The sequence below is a fragment of the Pseudomonas sp. KK4 genome, from assembly GCF_001984065.1.
In the GTDB taxonomy this organism is placed as follows: domain Bacteria; phylum Pseudomonadota; class Gammaproteobacteria; order Pseudomonadales; family Pseudomonadaceae; genus Aquipseudomonas.
Map to the genome: position 1 here is coordinate 1 of NZ_LYVP01000064.1, position 16,106 is coordinate 16,106.

General features: G+C 63.0%; 13 protein-coding genes and 2 pseudogenes. 8 read left to right on the forward strand and 7 right to left on the reverse strand.

Annotated features, from left to right (window positions below):
- Positions 1 to 128 precede the first annotated feature (128 nt).
- Positions 129 to 1,064, forward strand: a complete 936-nt coding sequence (locus B0W55_RS19600; RefSeq protein WP_077047570.1) for a LysR family transcriptional regulator — start codon at positions 129 to 131, stop codon at positions 1,062 to 1,064.
- A gap of 146 nt (positions 1,065 to 1,210) precedes the next feature.
- Here the strand turns inward: B0W55_RS19600 and B0W55_RS31640 are convergent, their stop codons facing one another.
- The 3 genes and pseudogenes from B0W55_RS31640 to B0W55_RS19610 form a co-directional block, all read right to left on the reverse strand.
- Positions 1,211 to 2,032 (reverse strand): methyl-accepting chemotaxis protein, encoded by an 822-nt coding sequence (locus B0W55_RS31640; RefSeq protein WP_371807280.1) that lies wholly within the window; start codon positions 2,030 to 2,032, stop codon positions 1,211 to 1,213.
- Positions 2,033 to 2,116: 84 nt separating this feature from the next.
- Positions 2,117 to 2,893, reverse strand: a pseudogene (locus tag B0W55_RS31645) (cache domain-containing protein); the annotation flags it as partial.
- Positions 2,894 to 3,105: 212 nt separating this feature from the next.
- Entirely contained in the window at positions 3,106 to 4,422 is a 1,317-nt protein-coding gene (locus B0W55_RS19610; protein ID WP_077047572.1) for a Na+/H+ antiporter family protein, read from the reverse strand.
- A gap of 1,588 nt (positions 4,423 to 6,010) precedes the next feature.
- Here B0W55_RS19610 and B0W55_RS31650 point away from each other — a divergent pair.
- The 3 genes and pseudogenes from B0W55_RS31650 to B0W55_RS19620 form a co-directional block, all read left to right on the forward strand.
- Positions 6,011 to 6,157: pseudogene (locus B0W55_RS31650) on the forward strand (HAMP domain-containing protein); the annotation flags it as partial.
- Between the two features lie 102 nt (positions 6,158 to 6,259).
- The gene (locus B0W55_RS31655) at positions 6,260 to 7,015 is read left to right on the forward strand and encodes a methyl-accepting chemotaxis protein (protein ID WP_371807281.1); all 756 of its coding nucleotides are present in this window, start codon (positions 6,260 to 6,262) and stop codon (positions 7,013 to 7,015) included.
- A gap of 301 nt (positions 7,016 to 7,316) precedes the next feature.
- Positions 7,317 to 8,993, forward strand: coding sequence for an MFS transporter (locus B0W55_RS19620; RefSeq protein WP_077047574.1), 1,677 nt, complete (start codon positions 7,317 to 7,319; stop codon positions 8,991 to 8,993).
- 170 nt (positions 8,994 to 9,163) lie between these two features.
- On the opposite strand, the gene B0W55_RS19625 is transcribed toward B0W55_RS19620, so the two are convergent.
- The 4 genes from B0W55_RS19625 to B0W55_RS19640 are packed head-to-tail and all read right to left on the reverse strand — an operon-like array spanning position 9,164 to position 11,789.
- A complete protein-coding gene (locus B0W55_RS19625) occupies positions 9,164 to 10,474 on the reverse strand; it encodes a sensor histidine kinase (protein ID WP_077047575.1) in 1,311 nt (436 codons plus the stop codon).
- Complete coding sequence (locus B0W55_RS19630) at positions 10,471 to 11,139, reverse strand: response regulator transcription factor (RefSeq protein WP_077047576.1); 669 nt, start codon at positions 11,137 to 11,139, stop codon at positions 10,471 to 10,473. Before B0W55_RS19630 ends, B0W55_RS19625 begins: the two co-directional genes overlap by 4 nt.
- A 3-nt stretch (positions 11,140 to 11,142) precedes the next feature.
- A complete protein-coding gene (locus B0W55_RS19635; RefSeq protein ID WP_077047577.1) occupies positions 11,143 to 11,481 on the reverse strand; it encodes a PepSY domain-containing protein in 339 nt (112 codons plus the stop codon).
- Positions 11,481 to 11,789: a PepSY domain-containing protein gene (locus B0W55_RS19640; protein ID WP_077047578.1), complete on the reverse strand. Its 309-nt coding sequence runs from the start codon at positions 11,787 to 11,789 to the stop codon at positions 11,481 to 11,483. The genes B0W55_RS19635 and B0W55_RS19640 overlap by 1 nt, the downstream gene beginning before the upstream one ends.
- Before the next feature lie 256 nt (positions 11,790 to 12,045).
- Between B0W55_RS19640 and B0W55_RS19645 the strand changes: the two genes are divergently transcribed.
- From B0W55_RS19645 to codA, 4 genes are all read left to right on the forward strand, one after another.
- Entirely contained in the window at positions 12,046 to 13,125 is a 1,080-nt protein-coding gene (locus tag B0W55_RS19645) for a hypothetical protein (protein WP_077047579.1), read from the forward strand.
- Between the two features lie 85 nt (positions 13,126 to 13,210).
- The gene (gene queD / locus B0W55_RS19650) at positions 13,211 to 13,567 is read left to right on the forward strand and encodes a 6-carboxytetrahydropterin synthase QueD (protein ID WP_028621713.1); all 357 of its coding nucleotides are present in this window, start codon (positions 13,211 to 13,213) and stop codon (positions 13,565 to 13,567) included.
- Between the two features lie 193 nt (positions 13,568 to 13,760).
- Positions 13,761 to 14,591 (forward strand): alpha/beta fold hydrolase, encoded by an 831-nt coding sequence (locus B0W55_RS19655; RefSeq protein ID WP_077047580.1) that lies wholly within the window; start codon positions 13,761 to 13,763, stop codon positions 14,589 to 14,591.
- A 193-nt stretch (positions 14,592 to 14,784) separates the two neighbouring features.
- A complete protein-coding gene (codA, locus tag B0W55_RS19660) occupies positions 14,785 to 16,041 on the forward strand; it encodes a cytosine deaminase (RefSeq protein ID WP_077047581.1) in 1,257 nt (418 codons plus the stop codon).
- Positions 16,042 to 16,106: the final 65 nt, after the last annotated feature.

Sequence of the window (16,106 nt, forward strand, 5' to 3'; positions counted from 1 at the left end):
CACAGATGTTGGCCGACCCACCACGTTCGCGAGCAAGCCCGCTCCCACCATTATCCGGTGGTGATCCTTTGCGATAAATGGGAGCATCCTGACAACACTTTTGCGCAAACCGCACAACAGGACTCGCCATGCACGGCCTCAATGAACTGGGATTCAAGGCACTTCGGCTCTTCGTCGCGGTACTCGACCACGGCAGCTTTTCCGAAGTCGCCCGTCGCGAAGGCCTGGCGCCCTCCTCCATCTCACGGCAGATCCAGTTGATGGAACAGGCCCTGAGCCAGCAACTGCTCTACCGCCACACCCGTGCCGTCACGCCCACCGAAGCCGGGCGCATGCTCGGGCACCATGCGCGGCTGGTGCTGGTGCAACTGGAGGAAGCCGAGCAGGCCCTGCAGGAACAACAAAGCGAACCCAGCGGCCTGGTGCGGATCAACGCGCCGGTGGTGTTCGGCCAGCGCCACCTGACGCCCTGGCTGGGCAAGCTGTGCGAGCGCTACCCGAAACTGCAACTGGATATTCAGCAGACCGACAGCTACGTCGACCCGCTGCAGGAAGGCGCGGACCTGCTGTTTCGCATCGGCGCGCTGCACGATTCGAGCATGCAGGCCCGGATCTTGGCGCCCCATCGCTTTCAGGTGGCGGCAAGCCCGGCCTATCTCGAACGGCGCGGCACGCCGCAGCATCCGGACGACCTGGCAGACCATGATTGCCTGGCCTACAAGGGCGTCACCGGCCTGCAGCGCTGGTTCTTTCGCAAGGGCCGGCAGCCGTGGACGCCCTATTCGGTGCGAGGCCCGATCACTGGCAACCACGCCGACACCCTGACCCAGGCCGCCGAACAGGGGCTGGGGCTGGTGATGTTTCCGTCGTGGCTGATTGGTGAAGCGGTGCGCCACGGCACGCTGGTGCCGGTGCTGGGCAGCTATCAGGTGTCCAACAGTTTCGAACCGCAGCAGATCGCCGTGCTCTGGCCGGGCAGCCGACGGTTGTCGGTGAAGGTGCGCACGGTGATCGATTTTTTTGTCGAGTGTTTTGGCGAAGTGCCCTACTGGGACCGGCCCTGAACCGCCAGATCAAACACCTCCTGTGGCGAGCGAGCTTGCTCGCGCGGGGCTGCGCAGTGCCCCAAAAATGTGGCAACAGCTGCCGATTTTGTGAGTGCTGCGCACTCAGGCGGCAACAAGCGCCCTCGCCACAATGGCCCAATCCGTCAGATACGGAACTGGCCGACCAGACTGCCCAGACGCTGCCCGAGATCCGCCAGACTGCGCGAAGTCTGCGCCCCAAGCTGGGTTTCACCCGCGACGTTATCCACCGCCACCGCAATCTGGTGCACGCTGCGATTGATCTCTTCGGCCACGGCGGTCTGCTCTTCGGCAGCGCTGGCGATCTGGGCGTTCATCGAGTTGATGGTGGCGATCAACTGGGCCATGGTGTCCAGTGAAGCCCCCGCTTCATTGGCCTGGGCCGAGGTACCGTCGCCGGCCTCGCTGGAGCGGCGCATGGCTTCCACCGCCGACTGGGTACCGGCCTGCAAACGGTCGATCATGCCCTGGATTTCCTGGGTGCTGATCTGCGTACGGCTGGCCAGCGCCCGGACCTCATCGGCCACCACCGCAAACCCGCGCCCGGCCTCCCCGGCGCGAGCCGCTTCGATGGCCGCGTTGAGCGCCAGCAGGTTGGTCTGTTCGGCAATCGAGCGAATCACCCCGAGCACGCTGACGATCGACGACACGTCCTTTTGCAGGCTGTCGAGGGACACGCCGCTGCTGCGGATGTCATCGACCAATGCATGGATCTTGACGATGCTGCCGGCCACCACACGCTTGGCGGCCTGGCCTTCTTCGTCGGTCTGCTGGGCGGCGACCGCGGCGTTTTGCGCGCTCTTGGCCACTTCCTGGGCGGCGGCGGACATCTCGTTGATCGCCGTGGCCACCTGGTCGGTTTCGTGACGCTGACGCTCCATGGCCTGGTCCGAACGCTGGGCCTGATCGGACACCTGGTTGACCAGCCCGGTCAGTTGCGAAGTCATTTCGGTGATCTGCCGCACCAGGCCGTGGATCTTGTCGACAAAACGGTTGAAGGAACCGGCCAGCGCGCCCAGTTCATCCTGGCTGGTGATGGTCAGGCGACGGGTCAGGTCGCCCTCCCCCGCGGCGATGTCGTCGAGGTTGGCTTTCATCAGGTTCAGCGGACGCAAGATGGTATTGGCCAACAGCATCCCCGCCGCCGCGATCAACAGCAGCACCACCACCGCCACGCCGACGATGCTCAGCACCACGCCCTGCACGCGCTCCTGGACCTTGGCCTCGACCACAGCCACTTGCGCCTCGATGCCGTCGAGGTTCACCGAGGTACCCACCGCCATGTCCCACTTGGCCAGGTATTCGGTGTAGCCGAGTTTGGGCACCAGCACTTTGTTGTTGCTCGGCAGCGGTGAGCTGTATTGCAGGTAATGGGTGCCGTCCTTGGCCACTTTCACCAGGTCGCGGTTGACGTAGACGCCGTTGGGGTCGCGGTTGTCCTTGAAGCTCTGGCCCACGCCTTCGGGGCTGTTGGCCTTGAACAGGCGCACGGTGTTGGAGTCGTAGCCGAAGAAGTAGCCTTCCTTGCCGTAGGCGATGTTCGACAGCAACTTGATCGCCTGCGCCCGCGCCGTGTCATCGCCTGGGGCGGCGGCGTCGTACAGCGGCTTGATGGTGGTCATGGCCACGGCCACGTAGCTTTGCAGCGTGGCCTTGGCATCGCTGAGCAGCCGCTCGCGGGTCTGCTCGACTTCGTTGCGGGCCTGGCCCTGCAGGATGAACAGGGTGGTCAGGCTGATGACCAGCGCAAAGAGCAACACCGGGAGGACGGCAAGGGACAGGACTTTGGCCTTCAGGCTCATGCGCATGACGTTCACTCTTTTGATTTTATTGGCGTGGATAAAGCCTTTAACGGCACGCCGGCACAAAAGTTGAACACGTTCATCTGCACCATGAAGATCCCTTGTGGGAGCGGCGGTGCGACGATTCGACTTGCTCGCGATGACGTAGGTTCGCTCAACACCAACGTGTCTGACTCACCGCTATCGCGAGCAGGCTCGCTCCCACAGGGAGTACGGTGTTACAGGACCATCGCGGCGATCCAGCCAAACGCCAGCAACGGCAGGTTGTAGTGCAGGAAGGTCGGGACCACGGTGTCCCAGATGTGGTGATGCTGGCCGTCGATGTTCAGGCCGGAGGTCGGGCCGAGGGTGGAGTCCGAGGCCGGCGAGCCGGCGTCACCCAGGGCGCCGGCGGTGCCGACGATGCACACGATGGCGATCGGGCTGAAGCCCAGTTGCACGCACAACGGCACGAAAATCACCGCCAGGATCGGCACCGTGGAAAACGACGAGCCGATGCCCATGGTCACCAGCAGCCCCACCAGCAACATCAGCAAGGCGCCGATGCCTTTGCTGTGGCCGATCCACGAGGCCGAGGCTTCCACCAGGGTTTGCACATCGCCCGTGGCCTTGATCACTTCGCCGAACCCGGACGAGGCGATCATGATGAAACCGATCATCGCCATCATCTTCATGCCTTCGGTGAACAGGTCGTCGGTGTCCCGCCATTTGACGATGCCAGAGACCGAGAAAATCAGGAAACCCACCAGCGCGCCGATGATCATCGAATCCAACAGCAACTGAACGATGAACGCCGCCGCGATGGCCAGCAGCGCCACCATCAGGCTCAGCGGGTTGTACTGCACGGCGACCTGCTCGACTTGCTCGATCTTCGCCAGGTCATAGATACGCTTCTTGCGATAGCTGATGAACGCCACACCGAGCCCGACCAGCATGCCCAGCGCCGGAATGCCCATGGCGTGGGTGACGTTGATGCCGCTGATGTCGACGCCGCTGCGGGCGACGTTGGCCAGCAGGATTTCATTGAGGAAGATATTGCCGAACCCCACCGGCAGGAACATGTAGGGGGTGATCAGGCCGAAGGTGATCACACAGGCGATCAGCCGGCGGTCCAGTTGCAGCTTGGTCAGCACGTACAGCAGCGGCGGGACCAGCAACGGAATAAAGGCGATATGTATCGGCAAGATGTTCTGCGAGGCGATGGCCACCACCCACAGCAGGCCGATCAGCAGCCACTTGACGTTGCCGCCGCCATTGGCGTGCTGGCGATCGACCATCGCCAGGGCCTTGTCGGCCAGGGCGTGGGCCAGGCCGGACTTGGCGATGGCCACGGCGAACGCACCGAGCAACGCGTAGGACAACGCCACCGTCGCCCCGCCACCCAGGCCGCTGTTGAACGCCTTGAGCGTCGCATCGATGCCCAACCCGCCAGTCAACCCGCCCACCAGCGCGCCGACGATCAACGCGATGACCACGTGCACGCGGGACAGACTGAGTATCAGCATGATGCCGACCGCGGCAATCACTGCATTCATTTCACTAACTCCAGACAAACGAAAAGACTCCGTCCGGCAGTCTGCGAGAGCCGCCAGCGGATTGAAGGAATATGGGTTTTATTAGAGGGCGCGCACTGTGCCGCAGAGTCGTGCCGGTGTCAAAGCGTGTGGCCAGAGAGTCTGCTTGTAGCCAGAGAGTCTGCCTGTAGCCAGAGAGTCTGCCTGTGGCCAGAGAGCCTGCCTGAGGCCAGAGAGCCTGCCTGAGGCCAGAGAGCTTGCCTGTGGCGAGGGAGCTTGCTCCCGTCCGACTGCGCAGCAGTCAACTGGATCTCTCCATCACTTTGAATAAATACAGGGGGGGCGCTTCGCACCCCAGCGGGAGCAAGCTCCCTCGCCACAGAAGCGCTCCGGGCGGCATAAAGAAATGAATGTCCCGGCCGTTACAGTGCAAAGTCTCAGATATTTATCGAATAAGGACATTGCCATGTCACTCAGACAACTTTCCATCCAATGGAAGATCACCCTGCTGTCCGGGTTGTGCCTGGCGGGCATCGTGACGCTGTTGGTGGGGCTTTCGTTGTATCGCATGGAGCACAGTTCGCAGTTGGTGAAAGCTTCGAGCATGGCGATGTTGACCGAAGCCGCCCAGGCACGGATCGAGTCCCAGGGCGAGAACCAGGCGCTGGGCATTCGTCAGCAGTTCATGGACGCCTATCAATATGGCCATGGCTTTTCCCGGCAGGTGCTGTTCCTGCGCGATCAGGCCGAGAAACGCTTTCTCGATGCCTTCGACCTGCGCGAAGACCTGACCCGCCAGGTCAAGTCGGCACTGCAAGCCAACCCAGACCTGCTGGGCCTGTCCCTGGTGTTCGAGCCCAACGGCCTGGACGGCAAGGACGAACTGTTCGCCGGCCAGAGCGAAGTGGGCAGCAACGAAAAGGGCCGCTTTGCCCTGTACTGGTCGCAACCGACGCCCGGCAGGCTGACCGCCATGCCGCTGCCGGAAAGCGACATCGCCGACACCCGCACCGGCCCCAGCGGCGAAGCGGCCAATGCCTGGTTCACCTGCCCCCGCGCCAGCCTCAAGCCCTGCGTGATCGAACCGTACTTCTATGTGATCGACGGCCAGAACGTGCTGATGACCAGCATCGTTTTCCCACTGATGCTCAACGGCAAGCTCATCGCCTCGCTGTCGGTGGACATCAACCTCAACAGCCTGCAAACGGTCAGCCAGAGCGCGAGCAAAAAGCTCTATGACGGCCAGACCACCGTCAGCATCGTCAGCCCCGCTGGCCTGCTCGCCGGTTACAGCGCAGACGCGAGCAAACTCAGCCAGCGCCTGGAAGCGGTGGACAAGACCTCCGGTGCAGAACTGATGCGCATGCTCGCCTCCATCAGCAAGACCACCAGCCTGCACAGCGACCAACAGCTCAAGGTAATGGCGCCGTTCCAGCCGATTCCGGGGGGCAAGACCTGGGGCGTGTTGCTCGACGTGCCGGAGCAAGTGCTGGTGGGGCCTGCCGAAGCGCTGAAAAAACAACTGGACGACAGCAACACCGCCGGCACCCTCACCGAACTGAGTCTGGGCGTGCTGGCTGCGCTGATCGGCCTGCTGCTGGTGTGGCTGATGGCCCGCAGCGTCACCAGACCGATCCTCGGCGTGGCGCACATGCTCGAAGACATCGCCAGCGGCGAAGGCGACCTGACCCGCCGCCTGGCGTACGACAAACAGGATGAGCTGGGGCAACTGGCCGGCTGGTTCAACCGCTTTCTGGACAAGCTGCAGCCGATCATTGCCGAGGTTAAACGCTCGGTGCAGGACGCCCGCAGCACCGCCGACCAGTCTTCGGCCATCGCCACCCAGACCAGCGCCGGCATGGAGCAGCAATACCGCCAGGTGGATCAGGTCGCCACCGCGTCCCACGAAATGAGCGCCACCGCCCAGGATGTGGCGCGCAGTGCGGCGCAGGCGGCCCAGGCCGCGCGGGATGCCGACCTGGCCACGCGTCAGGGCCTGACCGTGATCGACCGCACCACCGCCAGCATCGACAACCTGGCGGCCGACATGAGCGCGGCGATGGTCCAGGTCGAAGGCCTGGCCGCCAACAGCGAGAAGATCGGTTCGGTGCTGGAAGTGATCCGCGCCATCGCCGAGCAGACCAACCTGCTGGCCCTCAACGCCGCGATCGAAGCGGCCCGTGCCGGTGAGGCCGGTCGTGGGTTCGCCGTGGTGGCCGATGAAGTGCGCAACCTGGCGCGGCGCACCCAGGAGTCCGTCGAGGAAACCCGTGTGGTGATCGAGCAGTTGCAGAGCGGCACTCAGGACGTGGTGGGGTCGATGGGCAACAGCCATCGCCAGGCCCAGGGCAGTGTCGAACAGGTCGGCCACGCGGTGACCGCCCTTCGGCAGATTGGCGAAGCGGTGACGGTGATCAGCGACATGAACCTGCAGATCGCCAGCGCCGCCGAAGAGCAAAGCGCGGTGGCCGAGGAGATCAACAGCAACGTGGCGAACATCCGCGACGTGACCGAATCGCTGTCGGGGCAAGCCAATGAATCGGCGCGGGTGAGCCAGTCGCTCAACAGCCTGGCGAACCAGCAGCAAAGTCTGATGGACCAGTTCCGCGTCTAACCCCACAACCACCCCCCAAACCCTGTAGGAGCGAGCTTGCTCGCGATGAACGATCAGACAACGCGGCCACTCAGGCTACCCGCGTTATCGTTGACCACCATCGCCAGCAAGCTCGCTCCTCCAGTTTTTGTCGGCTGCCGTGATGGCGAGTGGATATCTGTGCAAAGCCGATTATGCTTTTAATGACCTTGCAGCAATGCGAGGCCGTCAGTTCGTGTCCGATGACATCAGCCCCAGGGCCAGGGTGCGGCAACACTTGAGAGGTACTCCGGCCTTAAAACAAGAACAACGGAGAACACTCATGGCGGTAATCGACAGCACAACCATGGGCAGCGCGCCCAACCACGGGGTCAGCAAGGAGGAGCGAAAAGTCATTTTCGCCTCGTCACTGGGCACTGTGTTCGAGTGGTACGACTTCTATCTGTACGGGTCCCTCGCCGCGATCATCGCCAAGCACTTCTTCGCCGGCGTCAACGAGACCACCGCCTTCATCTTCGCCCTGCTCGCCTTTGCCGCGGGCTTTGCCGTGCGGCCTTTCGGCGCGATCGTGTTCGGCCGGCTGGGTGACATGATCGGGCGCAAGCACACCTTCCTGATCACCATCGTGATCATGGGCGTGTCCACCGCGATCGTGGGCTTCTTGCCCGGCTACGCCACCATTGGCGTGGCGGCACCGATCATCCTCATCACCCTGCGCCTGCTGCAAGGCCTGGCCCTGGGCGGGGAATACGGCGGTGCGGCGACCTACGTGGCCGAACATGCGCCGAAGGGCAGGCGCGGCTATTTCACCTCGTGGATTCAGACCACCGCCACCCTCGGGCTGTTTCTGTCGTTGCTGGTGATCCTCGCCTGCCGCACCGCGCTGGGCACCGAGGCGTTCGAGGCCTGGGGCTGGCGAATTCCGTTCCTGCTGTCGATCCTGCTGCTGGCCGTCTCGGTGTACATCCGCCTGCAACTGAGCGAGTCGCCGGTGTTCATGAAAATGAAGGCCGAAGGCAAGGCGTCCAAGGCGCCGCTGACCGAATCCTTTGCCCGCTGGGACAACCTGAAAATCGTGATCATGGCCCTGCTAGGCGGCACCGCCGGCCAGGCCGTTGTCTGGTACACGGGGCAGTTCTATGCGCTGTTCTTCCTGCTTCAGACCCTGAAGATCGACCCGCAAACCGCGAACCTGCTGATCGCCGGCTCGCTGCTGATCGGCACGCCGTTCTTCGTGATTTTCGGCAGCCTGTCCGACCGCATCGGGCGCAAGGGCATCATCATGGCCGGCTGCATTCTCGCGGCAATCACTTACTTCCCGATCTTCCATGCGCTGACCCAGTACGGTAACCCCGACGTGTTCATCGCCCAGGAGAAGAACCCGGTCAAGGTGATTGCCGATCCCGACCAGTGCTCGTTCCAGTTCGACCCGGTGGGCAAGGCCAAATTCACCAGTTCCTGCGACCTGGCCAAGACCATTTTGGCCAAGCGGGCCATCCCTTATGAGAACGTGAAAGCCGAGCCGGGCACCGTGGCGCAGGTGCGGATCGGCGACAGGGTGGTCGAGAGTTTCGAGGGCACCGCGATGCCGGCGGCCGACTTCAAGACCCGCAACGACGCCTTCACCGCGAACCTCGCCAGCGGGCTCAAGGAGGCCGGCTACCCCGAGAAGGCTGACCCGGCCAAGACCAACTACCCGATGGTGTTGCTGCTGCTGACGATCCTGGTGATCTACGTGACCATGGTCTACGGACCAATCGCCGCCTGGCTGGTGGAACTGTTCCCGGCGCGCATCCGCTACACCTCGATGTCCCTGCCCTACCACATCGGCAACGGCTGGTTCGGCGGCTTCCTGCCGACCGTGGCCTTCGCCATGGTCGCGGCCACGGGGGATATCTACTACGGGCTGTGGTACCCGATCGTCATTGCGGTGATGACGGCGATCCTGGGGATATTCTTCATGCCGGAAACCAAGGATCGGGAGATTCATCACACCTGAGCGGGTCTCGACCATTCAGCCAACACCGACCTGTGGCAAGGGAGCTTGTTTTGTGGCGAGGAAGCTTGCTCCCGTCGGACTGCGCAGCAGTCCCCTGTCATCAAAGAACGGGGCTGCTGCGCAGCCCGGCGGGAGCAAGCTCCCTCGCCACAGGTACTTCATTTTTGAGTTCAGCGTTTGGGGAGTTCGATCGCCACCTTGAGCCCGCCCCACTCGCTTTCCTCCAGGCGCAACACCCCACCCCAGTTATCAACGATGTCACGCACGATCCCCAGCCCCAGGCCATGGCCGTCGGTCTGTTCATCCAGCCGGGTGCCACGGCTGACCACCTGATCGCGGCGCTCTTCGGGGATGCCCGGGCCGTCGTCTTCCACACTCAGTTCAAAGCCCTGCGCGGTTTCGCTCACGCTCAGGCGCACTTCGGCATCCGCCCACTTGCAGGCGTTGTCCAGCAGGTTGCCGAGCAGTTCCAGCACATCTTCGCGATCCCGGGGCAGTTGCAGGCCGGGCGGGCAGCGATAGCTCAGGTCCAGGTGTTCGCCGTGAATCATGTTCAGGGTCGCCAGCAACCCCGGCAGTTCCGCGTCGCAGTCGAACAGTGCGCCGGGCAACGCATCACCGGACAACCGCGCACGGTTGAGTTCACGGTTGAGCCGCTGCTGCACCTGCTCCAGTTGCGCCTTGAGCACCTTGCGCAGTTGCGGGTGCGCGTCGAGTTGCTCGCTGGAGGCCAGGCTCAGCAACACCGCCAACGGCGTCTTCAAGGCATGACCGAGATTGCCCAGGGCATTGCGCGAGCGCTTGAGGCTGTCTTCGGTGTGGGCCAGCAGATGGTTGATTTGCGCCACCAGCGGCTCCAGTTCCACCGGCACCTGATCGTCAAGTTGCGAGCGCTGGCCCTGCTGCAGTTGCGCGATCTGTTCCCGGGCCTTTTCCAGCGGGCGCAAGGCACGACGCACGGTAACGCGTTGCAGCAGCAGGATCAGCAGCAACCCCGCCAGCCCCAGTCCGAGGCCGACCTGCTGCATGCGCAAAAAGCTCTCGCGCACGGGGGTGTAATCCTGGGCCACGCTGATGGAGATCGACTGGCCCAGGCGTCGATAGTCGGTGCGCAATACCAGTAACTGCTGACCCTCCGGGCCCAGTTGCAGGTTGCTCAGCCCCGGGTGCTCCAGCTGCGGCAATTGCTGATCCCATAACGAGCGGGATCGCCAATGGCTGTCGGCAAAATCGATGCGGAAGTAATGACCGGAAAACGGCCGTTGATAAGCCGGCGACAGGTGTCGCTCATCCAGTTGCAAACCCTGCGGGCCACGGACCAGCGCCACCAGCAGGTTCTCGCTGTCATTGCGCAGCCCCGCCTCGAGGTAGCGTTGCAGCCCCATTTCGAACAGCCACAGGCTGGTTTGCGCCAGGACCAGGCCGACCACCACCATCACGCTGATCAGGCCCAGGCTCAAGCGGCGCTGGATCGACCTCACTGCGCTTGCCCGCCGAACAGATAACCCTGGCCGCGACGGGTCTCGATCACGCTTTTGCCCAGCTTGCGCCGCAGGTGATTGACGTGGACTTCCAGCACGTTGGAGTCGCGCTCGGTCTCACCGTCATAGAGATGTTCGGCCAGGTGGCTTTTGGACAGGATCTGTTGCGGGTGCAGCATGAAGTAGCGCAACAGGCGGAATTCGGCGGCGGTCAGCTGGATGTCGGCGCCGTCGCGAATCACGCATTGCCGGCCTTCGTCCAGGTGCAGGCCGGCGGCCTTGAGGGTGGGTTGATTGACCTGGCCATGGGAGCGGCGCAATAACGCCTGAATGCGCAGGTGCAGTTCTTCGGGGTGAAAGGGCTTGGTCAGGTAATCGTCGGCACCGGCCTTGAGCCCTTCGATGCGCTCGGCCCAGGAATCGCGAGCGGTGAGGATCAGCACCGGCGTCCCCAGCCCACCCGCACGCCACTGGGCCAGCACCTCGAGCCCCGGCAAACCCGGCAGCCCGAGGTCGAGGATGATCAGGTCGTAGGGTTCGCTGCTGCCCTGGTACACCGCATCGCGACCGTCGGCCAGCCAGTCCACGGCATAGCCCTGGCGATTGAGGCCGGCCAGCAGTTCGTCGGCCAGGGGCACATGGTCTTCCACCAGGAGCAAACGCATCGGTCAATCTTCCTTGTCTTTCAGTAAACGGCCGGTGGCGGCTTCCAGGTCGAGCTCGCGGACCACGCCTTCGGTGGTCAGCAATTCGACTTCATAAATGTAGACGTCGTGTTTCTCTTCGAGCTCGACCTCAAGCAGTTTGGCGCCAGGGTAGCGGTCCAATGCTTTTTGCAGCACTTGCTCCAGGGGCAAAATCACCCCCTGCTGGCGCAGGCGCAGGGCTTCGTCCTGGTCGAGGTCGCGGGGCATGGCCACCGGGCACACTGCCACCGAGCAAACCGCCAGCAGCACCAGCGCCAGTCGGCTGCCGGCGCGGCGCTGTGTCAAAGAAAGCAGCGTCATTACGAATCCTGATGATCCTTGAGAACCTGGCCACTGACGGCGTCTAATTCCATGTCCCAGTCGACGCCCTGCGGGTCGCGCAATTCGATCTGGTAGATGTATTTGCCATACTCTTCTTCCAGCTCCGTTTCGGTGACGGTGGAGCCGGGATGTTTGGCCAACGCGGTGGCATTGAGTTTCTCGAAAGACACAATGGTACCAGCGTCGCGCAGCCTCAGGGCTTCATCGGGCCCCAGATCCCGGGCGTGGGCGAAGTTGGCGGTCAGAACGATGAGGGAGGCGGTGGACAGGGCAGTCAGGGTTTTCATGGGTGACTCCGAATTTTTTATGTGTTGCCTACGGGGCGCACCTTAGCGGGATGAACTTAATTGAAGCTGAATTGCCATCATTGATCACTGCAACACTGAACCCGTGTGGGAACGGGCTTGCTCGCGAAGGCGGTGTGCCAGTCGATGCCCATGTCGACTGAAACACTGCCTTGGCGAGCAAGTGGAATCGTCGCACCGCCGCTCCCACCCAGGAACGCGTTTATAATCCGCCCGCTTGCCAACCTTCGAGACCGCAATGACCGCCATCCACATCAAATTCCCTTCCCTGACGCTCAAGGCCGGTCCACGTGCCTTCGCGCGCATCCGCGAAAACGGCCTGCACGCCGCCGATGTTGGCACCTTGCCAGGCGCCGCCGGTGGCCCCAAGGCGTTGGGGATTCAGGGGCTGGACCTGGCGTTGTTCGGTGACTGGCTGCCCTCGGCGCCCCGGGAGCGCTCACTGATCGGCGCCTCGGTCGGTTCCTGGCGCTTCGCCAGTGCCTGCCTGCCGGACGCGGCCGAAGGCATCCGCCGGCTCGGCCACCTGTACACCGAGCAGAACTTCGACAAGGGCGTGACCATGGCGCAGATCAGCCAGAGCTCGCGGCGCATGCTCGAGGACCTGCTCGACGGCCGCGATGCCACGCTCCTGGCCAACGCCCATTACCGCTTGAACATCATGGTGGTCAAAAGCCACGGCCTGCTCGCCGACGATCATCGCGGTCGCCTGGGCCTGGGCCTGTCGTCGGTGATCGCCGACAACCTGTGCGGTCGTGCACGGCTGTCGCGGCACTTCGAGCGGCTGATCATCCACGACCCGCGCCTGGCGCCACCGGTGGATGCGTTGAACGACTTTCCGTCACGCTTCGTCGCCCTGAACGCCGGCAACCTGCGCCAGGCGCTGCTGGCTTCGGGTTCGATCCCGATGGTCATGGAAGGCGTGCGCGACCTGCCGGGGGCCGGTGCCGGTACCTTCCGCGACGGCGGCCTGCTGGACTATCACCTCGACCTGCCCTACAGCGGCAACGACATCGTGCTCTATCCGCACTTCACCGACCGGGTGATCCCGGGCTGGTTCGACAAGGGCCTGCCGTGGCGCCGCGCCTGCCCGGCACGCCTGCAGAATGTGCTTCTGCTGGCCCCATCGAAGGAATACCTGGCCCGTCTGCCCTACGGCAAACTGCCGGACCGTAACGACTTCAAGCGCTTCATGGGCGATGCGCCGAGCCGGCAGACATACTGGCGGGCGGCAATAGATGAAAGCCGCCGGCTGGGGGACGAGTTTCTCGAACTGGCCGCCAACGGTCGCCTCGGCGAGCGCTTGCTGACCCTTTAGTCAGGACAAGCTGGTAAACTCGCCGCCTGTCAAATTGCCCCAGCATCGCCGCGGCGATCGCCACCTCAACAGAGCTCAAGATACTGTGGAAATCTTCAAGGAATTTACATTCGAATCCGCCCACCGCCTGCCCCACGTGCCGGACGGCCACAAGTGCGGACGCCTGCACGGTCATTCGTTCAAGGTGGCGATTCACCTGAGCGGCGATCTGGACCCACACACCGGCTGGATTCGCGATTTCTCCGAGATCAAGGCGATTTTCAAGCCGCTGTACGAGCGCCTGGACCACAACTACCTGAACGATATTCCGGGCCTTGAAAACCCGACCAGTGAAGTGCTGGCCAAGTGGATCTGGGGTGAACTGAAGCCGTTGCTGCCGGAACTCAGCGCGATCCGCATCCACGAGACCTGCACCAGCGGTTGCATCTATCGCGGCGAGTAAAGTAACAGCCCCCTGTAGGAGCGAGCTCGCTCGCGATGGTCGTCAACGATGACGCGAGCTGTCTGAATGCCCGTGGCGCTCTGGCGACCATCGCGAGCGAGCTCGCTCCTACAGAAAGCGGAAAAAACCACCTTCATGGGTGGTTTTTTTCGGCCTATGCTTTTTGGCTTTCCCCTATCAGGAGGACACGCCCATGGCTGACTGGCCGCTGCCTCAGACGTATCGCTTCAATGGCCACTGCGTTCGCTACGCCGTGCGCGGCGATGGCCCGCCGTTGGTGTTCGTGCACGGCACGCCCTTTTCTTCGTACGTCTGGCACCGTATCGCCCCGCATTTCATCACCACCCATCGGGTGCATTACTTCGATCTGCTGGGCTATGGCCAATCGGAGAAGATCGACGGCGACGTCTCCCTCGGCGTGCAGAACGAGTTGCTGGCGCAGTTGCTGGATCATTGGGGGCTGGATTGCCCGGATGTGGTCGCCCATGATTTTGGCGGTGCCACGGCCCTGCGCGCGCACCTGCTCAATGGTCGCGATTACCGCAGCCTGACCCTGATCGACCCGGTGGCGCTGACGCCCTGGGGCTCGCCGTTCGTGCAGCATGTGCGTCAGCATGAAGCGGCGTTCAGCGGGCTGCCCGACTACATCCAGCAGGCGATCGTGCCCGCCTACATTCGCGGGGCGATCCAGCGGCAGATCCCGGACGACGAACTGGCGCCCTACGTACAACCATGGCTCGGTGATCCGGGGCAAGCGGCGTTCTATCGGCAGATCGCGCAGATGGACCAGCGCTATACCCGAGAGGTCGAGGGTGCGTATCCCAGCATTCGCTGCCCGGTGCAGATTCTCTGGGGCGAAGACGATCAGTGGATCCCCATCGAACGCGGGCGCGCCCTGCAGGCCCTCATCCCCGGCGCACAATTCCAGGCCATCCCCAATGCCGGTCATCTGGTGCAGGAAGATGCACCGGAAGCCATAGTCGCTGCGTTGCTGCGGTTTCTGCCATTGCAGCAGTCTTCCTGAAGAAATGCGGTCCCTGTGGGAGCGGGCTTGCTCGCGAAAGAGGTGTGTCAGCCAGCATCTTCAAAACTGACCCAACGCTTTCGCGAGCAAGCCCGCTCCCACAGTTGAACTTCGCAGATCAATGCCACTGGCGGTAGTCGCCAACACCAAGCTAACTTAGGTAGATCCACCCAATGTCAAAAGGACCCTCCCGATGCACATCATCAACGCCCGGTTGCGCAATCAGGAAGGCCTGCATGAGTTGCACCTGGAAAACGGCCTGATCAGTCACATCGCCCGGCAGACCGAAGCGCCGACCCTGGGCCCCGAGGACCTGGACGCCGGCGGCAACCTGGTGGTGCCACCCTTCGTCGAACCGCACATTCACCTGGACGCCACCCTGACCGCCGGCGAGCCGCGCTGGAACATGAGCGGCACGCTGTTCGAGGGCATCGAATGCTGGGGTGAGCGCAAGGCGACCATCACCCTGGAAGACACCAAGACCCGATCGAAAAAAACCATCGAAAGCCTCGCCGCCCATGGCATCCAGCATGTGCGCACCCACGTCGACGTCACCGACCCGCAGTTGACCGCCCTCAGGGCCATGCTCGAAGTGCGCGAGGAAAGCCGACATCTGGTGGACATGCAGATCGTTGCGTTCCCCCAGGAGGGCATCGAGTCCTATCGCAACGGCCGGGACCTGATGGAAGAAGCGATCCACATGGGCGCGGACGTGGTCGGCGGCATTCCGCATTTCGAATACACCCGGGATCAAGGGGTGAGTTCGGTGAAGTTCCTCATGGACTTGGCCGAACGCACCGGTTGCCTGGTGGATGTGCATTGCGATGAAACCGACGACCCGCATTCGCGCTTTCTCGAAGTGCTGGCCGAAGAAGCCCGCAGCCGCGACATGGGTTCGCGGGTCACCGCCAGCCACACCACGGCCATGGGCTCCTACGACAATGCCTACTGCGCCAAGCTGTTTCGCCTGCTGGGGCATTCCGGGATCAGTTTTGTCTCGTGCCCCACCGAAAGCATTCACCTGCAGGGGCGCTTCGACAACTTCCCCAAACGCCGTGGCGTGACCCGGGTCAACGAGCTGCTCGAGGCCGGCATGAACGTGTGTTTCGGCCAGGATTCGATCGTCGACCCGTGGTACCCGTTGGGTAACGGCAACATCCTGCGGGTCCTGGAAGCGGGCCTGCACATCTGTCACATGCTCGGTTACCGCAACCTGCAGAGCGCGCTGGACCTGGTGACCGACAACAGCGCCAAAGCGCTGGCATTGGGGGATCGCTATGGCCTGGAACCGGGGCGGCCGGCGAACTTGCTGATTCTGTCGGCGCCCAGCGACTACGAGGTGATCCGCAGCCAGGGCTTGCCACTGTATTCGGTGCGCGGCGGCAAGGTGTTGATGAAGCGGACGATGCCGGTGGTGGAGTTCTCGGGCTCAATTGATCTTCCGGATTGAATCAAATACACCTTGGTCAGATCGCTAGTTGATTCGTCAACAGCTAGATGCTGCGGCGAAAAGCT